Source organism: Actinoplanes sp. NPDC048791 (genome assembly GCF_040650095.1).
GTDB lineage: Bacteria > Actinomycetota > Actinomycetes > Mycobacteriales > Micromonosporaceae > Actinoplanes.
The window spans coordinates 1-16,139 of record NZ_JBEZGQ010000082.1 but is presented as its reverse complement, the minus strand read 5'-3'; the positions used below and the strand labels follow the sequence as shown (position 1 = coordinate 16,139).

Annotated in this window: 15 protein-coding genes; 7 read left to right on the top strand and 8 right to left on the bottom strand. The window is 71.1% G+C overall.

The features are described 5' to 3' along the window. Positions 1-6: 6 nt before the first annotated feature. The 8 genes from AB0C29_RS09305 to AB0C29_RS09270 all read right to left on the bottom strand — a co-directional run bounded on the left by AB0C29_RS09305 (position 7) and on the right by AB0C29_RS09270 (position 10,387). Positions 7-294, bottom strand: a complete 288-nt coding sequence (locus AB0C29_RS09305) for a hypothetical protein (protein ID WP_360817519.1) — start codon at positions 292-294, stop codon at positions 7-9. A gap of 87 nt (positions 295-381) precedes the next feature. Beyond that, positions 382-1,407 (bottom strand): alpha/beta fold hydrolase, encoded by a 1,026-nt coding sequence (locus AB0C29_RS09300; RefSeq protein ID WP_360817516.1) that lies wholly within the window; start codon positions 1,405-1,407, stop codon positions 382-384. A 76-nt stretch (positions 1,408-1,483) separates the two neighbouring features. Then, positions 1,484-2,494: a molybdopterin-dependent oxidoreductase gene (locus AB0C29_RS09295; protein WP_360817514.1), complete on the bottom strand. Its 1,011-nt coding sequence runs from the start codon at positions 2,492-2,494 to the stop codon at positions 1,484-1,486. A gap of 28 nt (positions 2,495-2,522) precedes the next feature. Then, positions 2,523-4,133 carry a carboxylesterase family protein gene (locus AB0C29_RS09290; protein ID WP_360817511.1) on the bottom strand — a complete coding sequence of 537 codons (1,611 nt, stop codon included), beginning with the start codon at positions 4,131-4,133 and terminating at the stop codon, positions 2,523-2,525. Positions 4,134-4,143: 10 nt separating this feature from the next. After that, entirely contained in the window at positions 4,144-7,245 is a 3,102-nt protein-coding gene (locus tag AB0C29_RS09285; protein ID WP_360817508.1) for a family 78 glycoside hydrolase catalytic domain, read from the bottom strand. Positions 7,246-7,282: 37 nt separating this feature from the next. Continuing rightward, on the bottom strand, positions 7,283-8,548 hold the full coding sequence (locus tag AB0C29_RS09280) for an extracellular solute-binding protein (RefSeq protein ID WP_360817506.1): 1,266 nt from the start codon (positions 8,546-8,548) through the stop codon (positions 7,283-7,285). Between the two features lie 88 nt (positions 8,549-8,636). Beyond that, the gene (locus AB0C29_RS09275; RefSeq protein WP_360817503.1) at positions 8,637-9,458 is read right to left on the bottom strand and encodes a carbohydrate ABC transporter permease; all 822 of its coding nucleotides are present in this window, start codon (positions 9,456-9,458) and stop codon (positions 8,637-8,639) included. Then, positions 9,455-10,387: a sugar ABC transporter permease gene (locus tag AB0C29_RS09270; RefSeq protein WP_360817500.1), complete on the bottom strand. Its 933-nt coding sequence runs from the start codon at positions 10,385-10,387 to the stop codon at positions 9,455-9,457. Before AB0C29_RS09270 ends, AB0C29_RS09275 begins: the two co-directional genes overlap by 4 nt. A gap of 224 nt (positions 10,388-10,611) precedes the next feature. Between AB0C29_RS09270 and AB0C29_RS09265 the strand changes: the two genes are divergently transcribed. From AB0C29_RS09265 to AB0C29_RS09235, 7 genes are all read left to right on the top strand, one after another. Beyond that, positions 10,612-11,652 carry a LacI family DNA-binding transcriptional regulator gene (locus AB0C29_RS09265; protein WP_360817497.1) on the top strand — a complete coding sequence of 347 codons (1,041 nt, stop codon included), beginning with the start codon at positions 10,612-10,614 and terminating at the stop codon, positions 11,650-11,652. Positions 11,653-11,730: 78 nt separating this feature from the next. Further along, a complete protein-coding gene (locus AB0C29_RS09260) occupies positions 11,731-12,447 on the top strand; it encodes an alpha/beta fold hydrolase (RefSeq protein ID WP_360817495.1) in 717 nt (238 codons plus the stop codon). Between the two features lie 48 nt (positions 12,448-12,495). After that, positions 12,496-12,849, top strand: coding sequence for a helix-turn-helix domain-containing protein (locus AB0C29_RS09255; RefSeq protein WP_360817492.1), 354 nt, complete (start codon positions 12,496-12,498; stop codon positions 12,847-12,849). Between the two features lie 93 nt (positions 12,850-12,942). After that, positions 12,943-14,205: an amidohydrolase gene (locus AB0C29_RS09250; protein WP_360817489.1), complete on the top strand. Its 1,263-nt coding sequence runs from the start codon at positions 12,943-12,945 to the stop codon at positions 14,203-14,205. Between the two features lie 94 nt (positions 14,206-14,299). Then, positions 14,300-15,082 (top strand): SAM-dependent methyltransferase, encoded by a 783-nt coding sequence (locus AB0C29_RS09245; RefSeq protein ID WP_360817522.1) that lies wholly within the window; start codon positions 14,300-14,302, stop codon positions 15,080-15,082. A gap of 10 nt (positions 15,083-15,092) precedes the next feature. Then, positions 15,093-15,647, top strand: coding sequence for an alpha/beta hydrolase (locus AB0C29_RS09240; protein WP_360817486.1), 555 nt, complete (start codon positions 15,093-15,095; stop codon positions 15,645-15,647). Positions 15,648-15,747: 100 nt separating this feature from the next. Further along, the gene (locus tag AB0C29_RS09235) at positions 15,748-16,095 is read left to right on the top strand and encodes a YciI family protein (RefSeq protein ID WP_360817484.1); all 348 of its coding nucleotides are present in this window, start codon (positions 15,748-15,750) and stop codon (positions 16,093-16,095) included. Positions 16,096-16,139 lie beyond the last annotated feature (44 nt).

Sequence of the window (16,139 nt, the reverse complement as noted above, 5' to 3'; positions counted from 1 at the left end):
CCCCGCTCAGGACGGGGGGGCCCCGCGCCCCACGGCGAACGACGGGGGTTCCGGCGCACCAGGGGCCAACCGCGTCGACGCCCCCTCGGCGACGACCGTCGTCCCGGCGTGCAGCGCCACACCGTCCTCGGCCGGCACGACCCGCAACGCGGTCCCGAGCGGCACCGGCGCCCGCAGGGTGATCTCGGCGTCGGCCGGGACGTACGCCGCGAGCCGCCCGCAGGTGTAGCCGCCGTGGCCGGACGAGGGCGGCCCCTCGAAGGCAGGTTCGATGGTGATCTCTTCGTCAGGCATGCCTCGACGCTAGGGGCCGGGCCGGGCGGCTGAATCGGTCGTCCTACGGAGACAGCGACGGCGTCCCCGCCCCGCTCATCGGGTGAACTACCTAGCCGGCGTCAGCCGGGCCCACACGGCGATCTGGCTCCGGGCCCGGACGCCGAGCTTGGTGCGGACGTGGTCGACGTGCGCGTCCACGGTCCGGACCGACACGCCCAACGTACGGGCGATCTCGGCGTTGGTGAGCCCGTCGGCGATCAGATCGGCGACCTGGAGCTCCCGGGCGGTGAGCGGGCCGCCCCCGACCTTCGGTCCCCCAGATCCGCGCTGGTCCCGCAGGAACGACAGCAGGGTCGCCGCGGCGGTGTCCGCACCTTCGGCGTAGATGGGTTGCATCCGGCCCTCGAACGCGGCCAGTTGCGCCCCCGGGATCAGCGCGGCCAGCTCCCGCCCCAACTCGAACCGCACCGCCCGGCTGCCCCGGCGGTGCGCCACGAGCGTGGGCACGCGGACCATCGGCAGCAGCGCGGCGACGTCGAACCGGTAGAACATCTCCAGCAGCGAGGCGGCTGTGTCGGCGGTCGCGGCGGCCCGTTGCAGCTGGGCGAACATCGCGGTCAGCTCGGCCGGGGCGTCCGGTAACCAGATGTCGGCGAGCACCCGCGAACCCAGCCCCCAGTGCGCGCGGACCAGGGCCAGCAGGGACTGCTGGATCTCGGCCGGGGCGAGGTCGGCGCCCCGGGCGCAGCTGCCGTACAGGATCAGCGACGTCAGGACCTCCGGGCGCCGTACCGCGTACGCGGCCGCGACCTGGCCGCCCTCGCAGGAACCGAAGAGGGCGAAGTGCTTGAGCCCGAGGTGCTCGACCAGCGCGTCCAGCGCCGTCAGCTCGGACTCCATGGTGAACTCGGTCCGGGCCCGGTCGGACAGGCCGCACCCGAGCTTGTCGTACCGGATGACGGTGTGCTCCCGGGCGAGCAGCTCGACGAAGCGGCGGTGATCGGCGCTCTCGTCCAGCACGCCGAGATGCGACACCCAGCCGAGCGAGCACAGCACCGGCGGCCCGCTGCCCGTCACCGAGTAGGCGACGCGGCCCGCGGGCGTGGCGGCGAACCGCGTGACCGGCCTCATCACGGCCAGGCTGCCATGATCCGGTCCGGCTGTCACTGCCGATGTCGGCCTGCCGACCCGATCGGCCGGAGCGCGGTCAGCTCAGCGGGAAGATCGACTGGGCCCAGGCCGGCCGGGCCGACGGCTGGATCGACGTCACCCACTTCACCCACCAGAAGCCGCGCCGCCCGGGAGCGACGATCCGCGCGGGATAACCACTGCCGTACGGCAGGCTCCGGCCCCCGACAGCCGTCACGAGCCACACGTCGTCCAGCGTCGACGCCCCGAACCAGCGGGCGTAGCCGGTCACCGACCGCACCTCCACACTGCGCCACTCGCCCCGGGCGACTCCGGCCGCGGTGAGCAGGGCGCTCAGCCGTACGCCGTCCCACTCCTGGCTGCTGAACCAGCCGCTCGTGCAGTCCAGGACCGCGGTGAACCGTTCGTGCGGCAGGTCGGTCACGGCGTCCAGGTCGAAGGCCGCGGAGCCGACGCGCAGCGTCCACCCGTCCCGGTCGACGCGCTGGATACCGTCGTTCAGCCAGGAGGTGAAGAGCAGCTCGTCCTTCGGCACCGAGCCGGTGAACCGCCGGGCGGTCGCCGGGCCGGTGTCCCAGGCGGCGGTGGCCACGGCGGCGCCCGCACCCAGGGCCAGCAGCCCCAGCATCGCCCGCCGGTCCGCGTCGGCGCGCCGGGGCCGTACCGCGTGCAGCAGGAAGTGCGCGACCACCGCGGCCAGCGCGCCCACCGCCGCGCCGACGTGGATCTGCATCAGGGTGAGCGGACCGACCCGTTCCAGGTGCCCGGTCGAGTGGACGAGGCCGCTGGCGATCGTGATGACCACGAGCGCGGCCAGGGTGAGCGACAGCGCCTTGACCGCCGTGGCCCGCCGCGGCCGGCGCAGGCCACGGCGGATCACCACGTACTTCCACGGCGTCACCAGCAGGATGGCCAGCGCACCGGCGGCGTGCAGTTGGATGAGGTCCAGCCACCAGTTGACGCCGATCGTGTTGGCGCCGAGCCCGGTCAGGACACCGGCCCCGAGCAGCAGACCGAGCAGCAGATCGGTGCGCCGGCCGGCCTGCCTGCCGCGCACCCGGATCCGCATCACCCGACGCTAGCGCAGCCGGCCCGATCTAAGCCCGATCGCGCCAGTACAGCCGCTCTTCCCGATCCGGGTCGTTGACGATCCGGCATTCGGCGTCGAGCCACATCGTGGCGCGCTCTGTGCGCGTGTACGCGGGCCAGCGCGGCACACCCGGCGCGACCGGCCGCCCGTAACGCGCGAAGCCGGCCCACAGCCCGCTCATGTGGCGTGCGGTCGCCCGCTGTCCCGGCGGCCGGTCCCCGGCGAGGGTGTCGAACTTGAGGTTGATGTCGGAGGCGTGCGGCGAGCCCAGCGGGAAGTTCGTGCCCGGCACCAGCGTCGGGTCCGGGTACGCCAGCTGGTACATGTACACCGGCGCGGCGTGCTGGGCCGCCTTGGCCTCCGCGATCGTGATGGCGTCGCGCCAGATGGGCGACGTGGTGATCGCGAAGTACAGCTGGGCCGGGGTCGCGGTGGGCCGCGACCGGCGGAACGTCGCGATGATCCGGTCGAGCTCGGCGCCCGGGTAGGTGCCGGCCAATCTGCCGCGCAGGCCGGCCTCGTCGATGCTGAAGATGTCGGGTGGCCCGAAGAGGCTGAAGAACACCGTCTCGTCGCGGCAGGTGCCGACCATCAGCGGCTTGCCGGCGGAGAAGGGTGCCACACCGTCGGCGAACGGGTGGCGCGGGATGACGTGGCCGTCGACGAAGGCGCCGAAACCGGGCAGCGGATCCGGGTCGCCCCAGGGCGCGACCCCGTTCGCGGCCTCGGACTGCTGGATCTCCAGGAGTCTCGCGGCGGGGATGCTGTGCAGCCGGGGAATGTCCGCCCTGGTCAGACCGAGCAGTTCCAGCGTGCGCCCGGCCCGGGCGGTGGCACCGTCACGCGTCGGGAAGCGCAGCGGTGCGGCGCTCTCGATCGAGGCCTTGTGGAACAGCCGGGCGGCCCGGGGCATCGTGTAGACGGCTGCGGTCTTGGCGCCGCCGCCGCTCTCGCCCCAGACCATGATGTTGTCCGGGTCGCCGCCGAAGTTGCCGATGTTGTCGCTGGTCCAGCGCAGCGCCGCGAGGATGTCCAGCATGCCCTGGTTGGCGGCGTAGTCGGCGCCGGCGAGGTCGCCCAGGAACAGGTAGCCGAGCAGGCCCAGCCGGTGGTTGGACTCGACCACCACCACGTCGTGGAGCTGCGCCAGGCGGGTTCCGTCCTGACCGGTGGCCGAGCCGGAGCCGATCATGTAGCCGCCGCCGTGGTTGTAGAACATCACCGGCCGGCGGCGGCGATCGGCGGCCGGGGTCCAGATGTTGAGGTAGAGGCAGTCCTCGGCGGGGGCCGGCATCCGGCCGTTGCCGTCCGGGCCCATCTCGGCGCCCGCCACCTGGAACGCCGGGCGGGGGAAGCTCACCGCGTCGCGCACACCGGACCAGTGCCGGGGCGGCCGCGGGGCCTTGAAGCGCAGCTCACCGAGCGGCGGGGTGGCGTAGGGCACGCCGAGGAACTTGACGATGCCGTCCTCGCGCCGGCCGCGTACCTTGCCGTAGCGGGTTGCCGCCTCGTCGGTCTTCCGGCCGCCGTGGGCTTGGGCCGGCAGTGCAGTGCTCAGGCCCGCGGCCACGGCCAGCGAGCTGCCGAGGAGCGTCCGGCGGGTCATTCTCGTATTCATCGGTTTCTCCTCAGCGGGTGGTGAAGGTGTGCGGCCCGGCCGGTACGGCGTAGACGGCGTACGCACCGTCGATGCGCTGGAACGCGGCGCGGCCGGAGGCGACGACGTCCCGCCGGTTGTTCGCCGGGACCCACACCTCGGCCCGGGTGTTGGCGGGCACGGTGACGGCCAGGGACAACCGGCCGTTCTTCTTGACCCAGCTGCTGCGGGCAGTGCCCTGTGGCGTCTCGTAGGAGCCGCTCGCCCTGGTCAGGTCGCCCACGGGCTTGGGCTGGAAGACCAGGCTGCCGTACGCGGCACTGCCGGCCCGGATGCCGGCGACGCCGGCGTGGAACCACTCCTCGATCTGGGCCAGGATCATGTGGTTCTTGGAGTCGCCGCGGTTCCAGCGTTCGCCGATCGTGGTCATGCCACCCGGGTTGGCCGGTGTGGAGGCCATGAAGTAGCCGTAACTGGGCTGGTCGTCCTGCTGCAGCACCTCCCAGAGGACGTCGTCGCGGTCGCCGTTCATGAGCGCCCGGACGATCGGTCCCATGCCGATGGTGCCGCCGCTGAGGTGCGGTCCCGTGCCGTTGGGGTGGTACGCGTACACGAGCTCGACGAGCGCGTTCAGGACCTTGCCGCGACTGTCGGCCGGGACGAGGCCCGCGTCGAGGGCCAGCGCCTGCGCGGTCTGCGAGGCTCCGTCCGTACCGTTGTTGCCGTTGGTGGTGTAGCGGCCCAGCGCCTCGTTGAAGAAGGCCTGGTGGAAGGCGGTTTTGATCTGCTCCGCCAGGGCCGCGTAGCGGGCGGCGTCCGTGGTGTGCCCGGTCAGGGTGGCCATCCGGGCCATCGCCTGGATGGTGAGGTAGTACCCCCAGGTGCCGGTGATCCGCCCGGAGGTCGGTTCGTCGCCGACCCAGTCGCCCAGCGCCGCGTCGACGATGAAGCCGTCCACCTTCTGGCGCTGGAGGTAGTCCACGAAGCGGACCATGCGGTCGTAGGACGCGTTCATCAGGTCGGTGTCGCCGTACAGCTGGTTGACGATGGTGGGGACCAGCACGATGGCGTTGCCCCAGTTGATCTCGTCGCCGAAGCGTCCGGTGTAGCCCCAGTCGTAGACCGGCGTCTTGAGCGCGACGTTGCCGGCCATCGGGGTGTCGGCCAGCGACTGACCCTCGACCAGGTGCCGCATGGTGGTGCGCAGGAACGCGTTGAGCTGGAAGTCGCGGTGGATGGCGCCCATCGGCATGGTGTAGTCCGCCGGGTACGACAGCTTCTCGCGGCCGGGGCAGTCGGTGAAGACCGACATGATGTTGGCCGCGAACGAGTACCGCGCCATGGTGTGGATGCGGTTGACCCGGGCGTTCGACGAGCTGAAGGTGCCCGCGACCGGCGTGTCGGCCTGCAGGCGTACGCCGGTGATCAGGTCCTTGCCCGGCGTGTAGCCGGCCGGCAGACCGGTGACCTGGACCCACTGCATGCCGAAGTAGTTGAAATTCGGATGCCACTTCTCACCGGTACGGGCGCCGGCCGCGGTGTAAGTGTTGAACAGATCGGTGCCGCGCGAGCCGCCGCCACCCATGAGCGAGGCCTGATCGACGGTGCCGTCGGCGTTGAGCGACTCGGCCGGGGCCATCTTCACCGTGGTGCCGGCCGGTACGCGAGCGAGGTTCAGCCGCGGCCAGCCGACGATGTTCTGGCCGAGGTCGAACACCCAGGTGCCGGGGGCCGGGTTGGTGACCGACACCGGCTCGAACTCCTCCTGCACGGTGACCGGCTCGGCGGCGCGGGCGACCAGCTTCGTGGCCAGGTTGGGCGGCGGCGCCAGGCCGGCACTGAGCCAGCCGGTCGGGGTGCCGTCGCGGCGGGTGGCCGACGGGCCGAGGTCGGCGCCCGGCAAGTTCCAGCCGGGCTGCTCGCGGCGGGCGTCGTAGTCCGAGCCGGAATACCAGGCGTCGGTGACCAGCGGGCCGAGCGCCGCCCGCCAGGACCGGTCGGTCACGATCGTGTCGGTGCTGCCGTCCCGGTAGGTGATCTCCAGCCGGCCGATCAGCCGCGGCGTGACGGCGGCCCCGGCACTGGCGTCACTGGCGGCGATGTTGTTGCCGGAGCCGGTCACCTTGGCGCCGGCCGCGTGGCCGAGGGTGAGAGCCGGCGTGAAGGTGATGCCGGCCGTGCCGATCGCGGTGATGACCCGCGACTCCAGCCGGTCCCCTCCCCCGCCGGTGTCGACGTTGACGGTGCCGCCGACGTGGTAACCCGCGACGTCGCTGACCGTGACCGTCGTGGCGCCGGCCGGGGCGTCCGCGGCGAGAGTGCCGTTGCCCTTGAGCTGGCTCTGCCACCACGAGTACGGGGCGGTCCGCCCGACACCCGGATTGGTGACACTGCGGCGCACGTAGGCCGGACCGTTGCCGAGCTCGACACCGAGCACATTGGCGCCGGCCCGCACCGCCCCGGTCAGGTCGTAGGTGCGGTACTCGCTGGACAGCTGATAGTTGGAGTTGCCGGGCGCCAGCACCTCGTCGGTGATCTCCCGGCCGTTGACGGTGGCGTGGTGCAGGCCCACCCCGGACAGGTAGAGCCGCGCGTCGGCGACCCGCTTGCTCCGCGGGATCTGGAACGGGCGGGCGAAGATCGGCATCGGCTGGTTCTCGGCCCGGTCCGGATGGTCGATCCAGCGGGCCGCGCCCCAGTCGCGCGGGTCGAGCAGACCCATGCTCCAGCGCGCGGGCGCGGACCAGGCGGACGGGTTGCGGTCGGCGTCCCAGACGCGTACGCGCCAGGCGACGGTGTCCCGGGAGCCGAGGTCACCACCGAACCGCACCTGCTGGCGGTCACCGGACACCCGGCCGGTACGCCAGATCAGCCGCCCGGCGCGCAGCTCGGCCACGGTGGCGGCGGCCTGCACCTCGTACGCGGTCTGCCGGTCACCGGGGCAGACAGCGCGCCGGCACGGTCCGGTCTGCACCATCTGCCAGGCCAGCGTGGGCCGCACGTTGCCGAGCCCCACGGGCGAGTCGTAGCGGCCGTCGACACTGAGCCGCACCACCCGCACATCGCCGGAGGACCGCCCGGTGGCCTGCGCCGGCACCGCGGCGCCGAGGGTGAGCAGAAGCGCTGTGGTCATCAGGATCGCCGGTTTTCTGATCGGGGACATCAGCGGGTCACTCGCCCTTCTTGTACTCGGCGTCCATGTCCTTGAGGACCTCGTCGGCGGTGGCCTGGTTGCTGAAGACCTCCTGCAGGCCGCTGAGCATGGTCTGCTGCACCTTGGCGTTGGGCCACAGCTGGTCCATGAACGGCACCGTGCGGTTGTCCTTGACGAAGGTGCTCAGCTCGGTCAGGCCCGGGTCGACCTCGGTGCCGGCGTTCTGCAGGGTCGGCAGGCTGCCCTGCTTCTCGTTGAACACCTTCATGCCGGCCGGTGACATCACGTACGAGACGAACTTCAGCGCCAGGTCCTTGTTCTTGGCCTTGGCATTGACGCCGTAGCCCGCGCCCGCGGCGGCCGGCATCAGGAACGTGGCCGGGTCGTCGGTGGCCGGCAGCGGCTTCATGGTGAAGGTGCCGCTCGGGTTCTTCTGCTTGAGCAGGCCGATGATCCAGTTGCCCTGGACCACGCCGAGGGTCCTGCCGGTCGCGGCCAGGGTCTGGCTGGCCTCGTAGCTGGTGCCCAGCGGGTTCTTCTGGAAGCAGCCGGCCTTGCTCATCTCCTGGTACTTGGCCATCGCGGTGGTCCACTGCGAGCCGGCGAAGGTGGCCTGCCCGTTCTGCATCTTGGTGTCGAAGTCCTTGTCGGCGCCGAAGACGACGTCGGCGGCCAACGCGTACAGCACCAGCTGGGTGACCCAGTTGTCCTGGATGCCGAGAGCGAACGCGGGTGTGCCCTTGGCGGTGGCGGCGCGGCAGAAGGTGAGCAGGTCGGTCCAGGTGCCCGGCGCGGTCAGGCCGGCCTTCTTCAGGGCCTGGTCGTTGTAGACGGCACCGATGCCGTTGAGGCCGAACAGCGCGTTGTAGGTCTTGCCCTCGTACTGGGCGACCTTCTGGAAGGCCGGCGGCAGCTGCGACGCCCACGGCTGGTCGGACAGGTCCAGCAGGTAGCCGGGCTTGGCCAGGACGTACGTGGCACCCGGGTTGCCGTTGCCGGGCCAGACCGTCATCACGTCCGGCCCGGTGCCGGAGGACAGCTGCGTACGGATCTGCTGCTGGTACTGGTCGGCGCCGGCGGTGGTCAGGGTGACCTTGACGCCGGGGTTGGCCGCCTCGAACGCCTTGACGACGTCCTCGATGGAGCCCTGGTCGACCGAGGCGAGGGTGAGCACCTTGGCGTCACCGCCGCCGGAGTTGGCTTCGGTGCCGCTGCTGCACGCCGCGGCCAGGGTGACCGCCGTCAGGGCGGAGACGACTGCGGCGAATCTACGGGTCTTCATGATCGCTCCCACGTTGGAGATCAATAAGAGGTGGCGGTGAAGGTGGAACGGCCGGACGGTCCGGCCGGGACGGGAGCGCCGCTGGGTGTCATCCCTTCAGCCCTCCGGCGAAGCCGTTGATGATGCTGCGTTGCAGGGCGAGGTAGACCGCGAGCACCGGAACGATGCTGATCAGCAGGGCGGCGAAGATGAGGTTCCAGTCGGAGACGTACTGCCCGACGAAGCCGGCGATGGCCACCGGCATGGTCTGCTGGTCGCTGCCGCTCAGGTACAGCAGCGGGGTGAAGAAGTCGTTCCAGACCGCGACCGCGTTCAGCACCAGGGCGGTGACCGTGATGGGCTTGAGCATCGGGAAGACGACGTAGCGGAACGTCTCCAGCGGCGTGGCGCCGTCGATCGACGCCGCGTCCTCGAAGTCGGCCGGCAGGGCGCGCAGGAACCCGGCGTACAGGAAGGTCGTGAACGGCACCTGCAGGCCGGAGTAGAACAGGATCAGCGACCACACCGAGCCGAGCAGGCCCAGGTCCCGCACGGTCTGGTAGAGCGGCAGCGAGGCGAGCTGGAACGGCAGGATCAGGCCCAGCATGATCAGCAGGTAGGTGCCGCGGGACCAGCGGGCGGTCGACCGGGCGAGCGGGTACGCGGCCAGAGCCGACACCGCCAGCACGATGAGCACGCTGGCCGCGGTGACCAGCACGCTGTTGACAAGGGCGCCGCCGAGGCCGGCCGACTGCCAGGCCTCGGTGAAGTTGCCCAGCGTCGGTGCGGCGGTCGGGCGGATCGGCGACGAGGTGTCCGAGGCCGGGCGGACGGCCAGATTGACCAGGACATAGACCGGGAAGGCGAAGACGATGCCGACCGCGATCATGAGCGCCTCCAGGCCGAGGGTGCGCCTGGTGTAGCGGTTCATGAGGCGGCCCTCTCGTTGCGGGAGAGCACGGCGTACTGCCCGGCGGAGACGATCGCGACGATGACCGTCAGCACGACGGCGAGGGCGACGCTGTAGCCGAACTCGCCGAGGGTGAAGGCGTCCTTGTAGATCAGCGTCGAGATGGTGTCCGTGGCGTGGCCGGGGCCGCCGCCGGTGAGCGCGTACACCTGGTCGAAGAGCTTGATCCCGCCGATGATCGACAGCATCAGGTTGATCGTGATGGCCGGCGCCAGCAGCGGCCGCACGATCGACCAGAAGCGCCGGACCGCGCCGGTGCCGTCGATCGCCGCGGCCTCGTAGATCTCGCGCGGGATGGACTGCAACCCGGCCAGGAAGATGACCATCGAGTAGCCGGCGAACTGCCAGACCACGACGAGCACGATCATCCAAAGCGCCAGGTCGGGGTCGCCCAGCCAGTCCTGGCGCCAGGAGCCGAGCCCGACCGCGCCGAGCACGCTGTTGACGGCGCCGTCCGGGCCGAGCAGGTTGCGCCACAGATAGGCGGTCACGATGGGCGTGATGACCGCCGGGGCGAACAGCAGCACCCGCAGGACATTGCGGGTCTTGATCATGCTGTTCACGCCCAGAGCGAGCAGCAGGCCGATGCCGTTCTGGATGACCGTGATGGCCACGGCAATGAGCAGGGTGTGCCACACCGCCTGCAGCGCGTCGGCGTCGCCGGCCAGGTCGGCGAAGTTGCGCAGGCCGACCAGGGCGAAGTCGGGGTCGAGGCCGTCCCAGTCGGTGAAGGCGTAGTAGACGCCACGGGCGCTGGGCACGAGCACGACGAAGGTGAACAGCACCAGCGCCGGCAGCATGAACCACCAGGGCGGGGCGATCCGCCGCCGCGCTGCCCGCGGCGCCGGGGTGGCCTGGCCGGGTGGCCGGACTTCGAGATCAAGTGTCACGGGGGCCCACTTACCTTGAATCGTTTCATGAATAGCGCCGCCGAGCGGGCGAGCACGAACGGGGAGGGGGCGGAGCCGCCGCCGGCCAGGCGACCGGAGTGGCGTGGGTAACGTTCTCCAAATGTTTCGCCGACACTACGATCCGGTGCCGGACACGTCAAGGGTTCCCTGCTCCGGCCTGGTGATCTAGGGTGGGCAACGTTGCCCCAGTCAAGGAGCTTTCCGTGCCGAGACAGCCGAACCCCGCGCGCCGCGTCACGATCATCGACGTGGCCCGGCACGCCGGCGTGTCCACCACGGCGGTGTCCAAGGTGCTGCGCAACGCGTACGGCGCCAGCCCGCAGATGCAGACGAAGGTCCGGTCGGCCATCGAGGAGCTGGGCTACCGGCCGTCAGCCGCGGCCCGGGGACTGCGCGGTCAGACGTACACCATCGGCGTGATGCTGCCGGAGATCCGCAATCCGTTCTTCGCCGACGTGCTGGACGGCGTGACCGAACACCTCGACGGCACCGACTACCAGTTCTTCATGGCCCAGTGCTGCAACGACGAGGCCGGCGAGGCCCGCGTCATGGAGTCCATGATCGACCGCAGCATGGACGGCGTCATCCTGATCGCGCCGATCTCCGCGCGCAAGCGCCTGCAGGCCGTCGCCCGGACGGTGCCGACGGTCGTGATCGGCCGCCACGGCCACTCCCCCGACTACGACACGGTCACCGACGACGACTTCGCCGGCGCCGGCCTGGTCGTCGCCCACCTGGCCGAGCTCGGGCACCGCCACATCGCGCACATCGAACACCTCGAGAAAGATCCGGTACGCCTGGTCGAGATGCCCAACGCCCAGCGCGCCGACGGCTACCGCCACGCGATGAACGCCCACGGACTGGCTGACGGGATCGACGTCGTGTCCACCACGTACACCCAGGAGGGCGGCTACCTCGGCGCCCGCCGGCTGCTGGCCGGCCCCCGCCGGCCCACGGCCATCTTCGCCGGAGCGGACATCGTGGCCATGGGAGTGCTGGACGCCCTCACCGAGGACGGTCTCACCACGCCGCACGACATCTCGCTGGCCGGGTACGACAACACGACCTTCGCCGCGTTCGGGCCGATCTCACTGACCAGCGTCGACCAGGCGGGGCACCAGATGGGCGTCAACGCCGCCCGGCTGCTGCTGGACCGCATCACCGACCGGACCCGGCCGACGGCGCAGGTGAAGCTCTCCCCCAGCCTGGTGACCCGGCGGTCCACCGCGGCGCCACCGGCCTGACCTGGTTACCCCGAGGGAACCGGGGCACAGCAATGTGCCGTATTGCCTGCTGGGCAACGGTTCCGGACCCTGGGGAGCATGTCCACGTATCTTCTGGTCCACGGCGCCTGGCACAGCGGCGAAAGCTGGCAGCGGGTCGTCCCGCTCCTGACCATGGCCGGGCACCGCGTTCTCGCGCCTTCGCTGACCGGTCACGGCGACCGCGCCCATCTGCTCGGCCCCGACGTCGGCCTCGACACCCACGTCGAGGACATCGTCCGGCTGATCACCGACGAAGACCTGACCGACGTGGTGCTCGTCGGGCACAGCTACGCCGGCCTGGTCATCTCGTCGGTGGCCAACCAATTGCCGGACCGGATCGCCCATCTGGTCCACGTCGACGCCATGATTCCGGCGGACGGTGAGAACGCGATCGACGTCGTACCCATGACCCGGTTCCTGATCGACCAGGCCGCACGGACCGGGACCCCGTGGCGCATCCCGCCGCTTCCGGAGATGCCATCCGCCGGCCTCTTCGGCGTCACCGACCCCGCGGATCTGGCCTGGCTACGCACGCTGCTGTCGGACGAGTCGGTGCTCTGCTTCCAGCAGCCCGTCCGGCTGGGCAACCCCGCCGCGGCCAGGATCGCGCGCACCTACATCCGGTGCACGGCCGGAGCGCCACCGGGCGTGCGGCCGCTGCCCGAGGTGCAGCCGAACGGCACGCCGGCGCAGGTGTGGGAGCTGCCCACCGGTCACGACTGCATGATCACGATGCCCGTCGAGCTCTCCGAGCTGCTGCTGAAGCTCGCCTGACCGGCGTACCGGCCGGCCGGTACGCTCAGAATCGGACAGGGGGTGGTCATGAGCGCTACCGACGGCGGGCCGAAACGGGCCGGATGCCGGCCCATCATCGAGGACAAGTGGTCCCTCGTGCTCGTGTCCACCCTCGGCGCCGGGCCGCTGCGCTTCACCGAGCTCAGGCGGCGCATCGACGGGATCAGCCAGCGGATGCTCACCGTGACGCTGCGCAACCTGGAACGTGACGGCATCCTGCTGCGCACCGTGCACAACGTCATGCCGCCCAACATCAGCTACGCACTCACTCCGCTCGGCACGAGTTTCCTCGCGGCCGTCACGCCCATGCTGGACTGGGGCGAGGCCAACCTGGAGCTCGTCGAGAAGGCTCGCGCCGAGCACGACGCACGGGACAAGTAGCTCAGCTCTTGGCACGCCTGCGGCTTGCCGTCGCCGGCCCAGGCGCGTGCCGGGCAGCACGTCGCGGATGTCCAGCCGTCGCGAGGAGGCACGATGACCATCTCAGCGGCCGCGTCGGCGGTGCTGGCCGGCCTGACGGACCTGCGCGCGGAGCAGGAGGAGCTCTATCGCTCCCTGCACCAGCACCCCGAGTTGTCGCATCAGGAGCACCGGACCGCGGCCACGGTCGCTGAGCATCTCCGCCGGGACGGGTTCCAGACGCACACCGGCGTGGGCGGCACCGGGGTGGTGGGCGTGCTGCACAACGGCACGGGTTCCACGGTGCTGCTCCGGGCGGACATGGACGCACTACCGGTACGGGAACAGACCGGAGTGTCCTATGCGAGCACGGCGACCGGCACCGACAGCACGGGGGCCGAGGTTCCGGTGATGCACGCCTGCGGTCACGACGTCCACGTGGCGTGTCTGCTCGGCGCCGCCCGGCTCTTCGCGGGCAGCCCCGGCGCCTGGCGGGGCACCCTGGTCGTGCTGTTCCAACCGGCGGAGGAGGCCGGCGACGGAGCCCGCGGCATGGTCGACGACGGCCTGGCCGGCATCGTCGCGGGGGTCGACGTGGCGCTCGCCCAGCACGTCATGGCTCTGCCCGCCGGTTCGGTCGGCACGCACGCCGGCCCGGTGCTGTCCGCGGCGGACAGCATCCGGGTGACGGTCCACGGCCGCGGCGCGCACGGCTCGATGCCGCAGGCGGCGGTCGATCCGGTGGTGCTGGCCGCGATGATCGTGGTCCGGCTGCAGACCGTCGTGGCCCGCGAGGTGCCGCCCACCGAGACGGCGGTGCTCACCGTCGGCAGCATCCAGGCCGGCACCCGGAGCAACGTCATCCCCGACTCCGCCCGGTTGCTGCTCAATCTCCGCACCTACAGTGCGGACACCCGCGCCGCGATGATGGCGGCGATCAGGCGGATCGTGACCGCCGAGTGCCAGGCCTCCGGATCGCCGCGTGAGCCCGAGTTCGAGATCTACGACAGTTTCCCCCTCACCGACAACGACCCGGCGACCACCGAGCGGGTCGCTTCGGCGTTCGCGGAGTTCTTCGCCGACCGCGCGGGGACGGTTCCGCAACAGTCCGCGAGTGAGGACTTCAGTGACATCCCCCGCGCGCTGGGCGTGCCCTACACCTACTGGTGCGTCGGCGGGGTCGACGTCGATGCGTACCGTCGCGCGGAGCGGGCAGGCCGGATCGCGCCGGACATTCCGGTCAACCACTCGCCGCTTTTCGTACCTGTTCTCCAGCCCACTCTGGACACCGGGACCCAGGCACTGGTCGTGGCCGCCCTGGCCTGGCTCGCCCGCTGACCCGGCGGCCGGCCGGGCAGCGCGAGGGACGATCAGCGCGATCGCCGAGGGCTAGGCTCGGGGCTTGCTCATCCGCCGACTCCCGGAGCTGACGATGACCGATGCCGTCCCGCACTCCGCCCGGGTCTGGAACTACTGGCTGGGCGGCCAGGACAACTTCGAGCCCGATCGCACGGTCGGTGACCAGTTCGCGCAGCTGTACCCGGACATCACGCTCGTGGCCCGGTCGTCGCGGGCCTTCCTGAAGCGGGCCGTCACCTTCCTGGCCACCGAGGCCGGCATCCGCCAGTTCCTCGACATCGGCACGGGCATGCCGACCGCCGAGAACACCCATCAGGTGGCCCAGGCCGCCGCGCCGGAGTCCCGGATCGTGTACGTCGACAACGATCCCCTGGTGCTGACCCACGCCCGGAGGCTGCTGACCGGCACGCCGCAGGGCGCCACCGAATACCTCGACGCCGACCTGAAGGACCCGGCCGGCATCCTGCGGGCGGCCGGGCGGACGACCCTGGACCTGTCCCGGCCGACCGGCCTGATCCTGATGAACATCCTCGGCCACGTCGGCGACCTGGACGAGGCGGCCGGCATCGTCGGGCAGCTGATGGCCGCCCTGCCCTCGGGCAGTTACCTGGTGACCGCCGACGGCACCGACGTCATCGACGGTCCCGCCTTCTCCGCGGCGATCGACGTGTGGAACGCCAACGCGCCGCTGGCGTACCACCTGCGCCACCCCGACCAGCTCGCCCGCTTCCTGACCGGGCTGACCGTCGTCGAGCCGGGCCTCGTCCCGTGCTCGCAGTGGCGTCCGGCGCCCGATGCCGGGCCCGAGGACCTGCGGGCGGTCGACGAGTACGGCGCCGTCGCCGTCAAGCCGTAGGGTCGCCCGTATGCCCGACAGAGTCGTCCTCCTGCTTCCCGGCCTGCGCTACTCGGCTGAACGGCCGCTGCTGCACTTCGCCCGGGCGGTGTTCGTGAAGCACGGCTGGACGGCCCGGGAGGTCCGGTGGCCGGACAGCCCGCCCGAGCCGGACGGTCAGGATCTGCCGGGCTGGTCCGCTCGGCTGAGGTCCTTCGTGAACGCGCACGTCAGCCGGATCCTTGACCAGGAGTCCGCGCGGGCCGTCGCCCTGGCCGGCAAGTCCATGGGCGCGTTCGCCGCGGCGACGGCCGCGGACCGCGGTCTGCCCGGCGTCTGGCTGACTCCCATCCTGCGTGACTCGCCGGTGCCGGCCGATCTGCGTCGCGCCACCGCGCCGTTCCTGCTCGTCGGCAGTACAGCCGACCCGTCGTGGGAGCCGGAGATCGCCCGCAGTTTCGGCCGGCCCTGGTACGAGGCCCAGGACGCCGATCACAGCATGGAGACCGCCGGCGACCCCGTGCGCTCGGTGGACGTGCTGCGCCAGGTCACCGCCGCCATGGACAGCTTCGTGAGCACGTTGTAGGAAATTCGCTCAGGGAGCTGTCGATTTGGCCGCTCGCCGTTCGTCTCACTGCGACGATTCCGGACACCGACCGTTTCCGGACACCGACCGAGGAGTGACGATGAAGTACATCATGTTGATCTATCAAGGCCCGGCGATCGAACGGCAGAACGCGCTCCCCGAGGAGGACCGCAAGCAGGTCTACGCCGACTACCAGGGGATCAACGAGACCCCCGGCGTCACCCCCATGCCACCGATGGGACTGCCCGAGAACGCGACCACCGTACGGGTCGAAGGCGGCAAGACGCTGACGACCGACGGCCCGTTCGTCGGGATGAAGGAGTCCGTCGGCGGCCTGTTCATTCTCGAGGCCGAAAACCTCGACGCGGCCATCGAGGTGGCCGCCCGCGTCCCGGCGGCCCGCTACGGCGGCGCGGTCGAGATCCGGCCCTCGCAGGTGTACTGGTAACGATGCTCGACGAGGTCTTCCGCGAGGAATGGGGCCGCGTCCTG

Coding starts and splice junctions, on each gene's coding strand:
- AB0C29_RS09280 (WP_360817506.1), bottom strand. CDS start 8,548: ATGAAGACCCGTAGATTCGCCGCAGTCGTCTCCGCCCTGACGGCGGTC.
- AB0C29_RS09275 (WP_360817503.1), bottom strand. CDS start 9,458: ATGAACCGCTACACCAGGCGCACCCTCGGCCTGGAGGCGCTCATGATC.
- AB0C29_RS09295 (WP_360817514.1), bottom strand. CDS start 2,494: ATGCGGATCCGGGTGCGCGGCAGGCAGGCCGGCCGGCGCACCGATCTG.
- AB0C29_RS09260 (WP_360817495.1), top strand. CDS start 11,731: ATGTCCACGTATCTTCTGGTCCACGGCGCCTGGCACAGCGGCGAAAGC.
- AB0C29_RS09245 (WP_360817522.1), top strand. CDS start 14,300: ATGACCGATGCCGTCCCGCACTCCGCCCGGGTCTGGAACTACTGGCTG.
- AB0C29_RS09305 (WP_360817519.1), bottom strand. CDS start 294: ATGCCTGACGAAGAGATCACCATCGAACCTGCCTTCGAGGGGCCGCCC.
- AB0C29_RS09235 (WP_360817484.1), top strand. CDS start 15,748: ATGAAGTACATCATGTTGATCTATCAAGGCCCGGCGATCGAACGGCAG.
- AB0C29_RS09285 (WP_360817508.1), bottom strand. CDS start 7,245: ATGACCACAGCGCTTCTGCTCACCCTCGGCGCCGCGGTGCCGGCGCAG.
- AB0C29_RS09240 (WP_360817486.1), top strand. CDS start 15,093: ATGCCCGACAGAGTCGTCCTCCTGCTTCCCGGCCTGCGCTACTCGGCT.
- AB0C29_RS09255 (WP_360817492.1), top strand. CDS start 12,496: ATGAGCGCTACCGACGGCGGGCCGAAACGGGCCGGATGCCGGCCCATC.
- AB0C29_RS09290 (WP_360817511.1), bottom strand. CDS start 4,133: ATGAATACGAGAATGACCCGCCGGACGCTCCTCGGCAGCTCGCTGGCC.
- AB0C29_RS09300 (WP_360817516.1), bottom strand. CDS start 1,407: ATGAGGCCGGTCACGCGGTTCGCCGCCACGCCCGCGGGCCGCGTCGCC.
- AB0C29_RS09250 (WP_360817489.1), top strand. CDS start 12,943: ATGACCATCTCAGCGGCCGCGTCGGCGGTGCTGGCCGGCCTGACGGAC.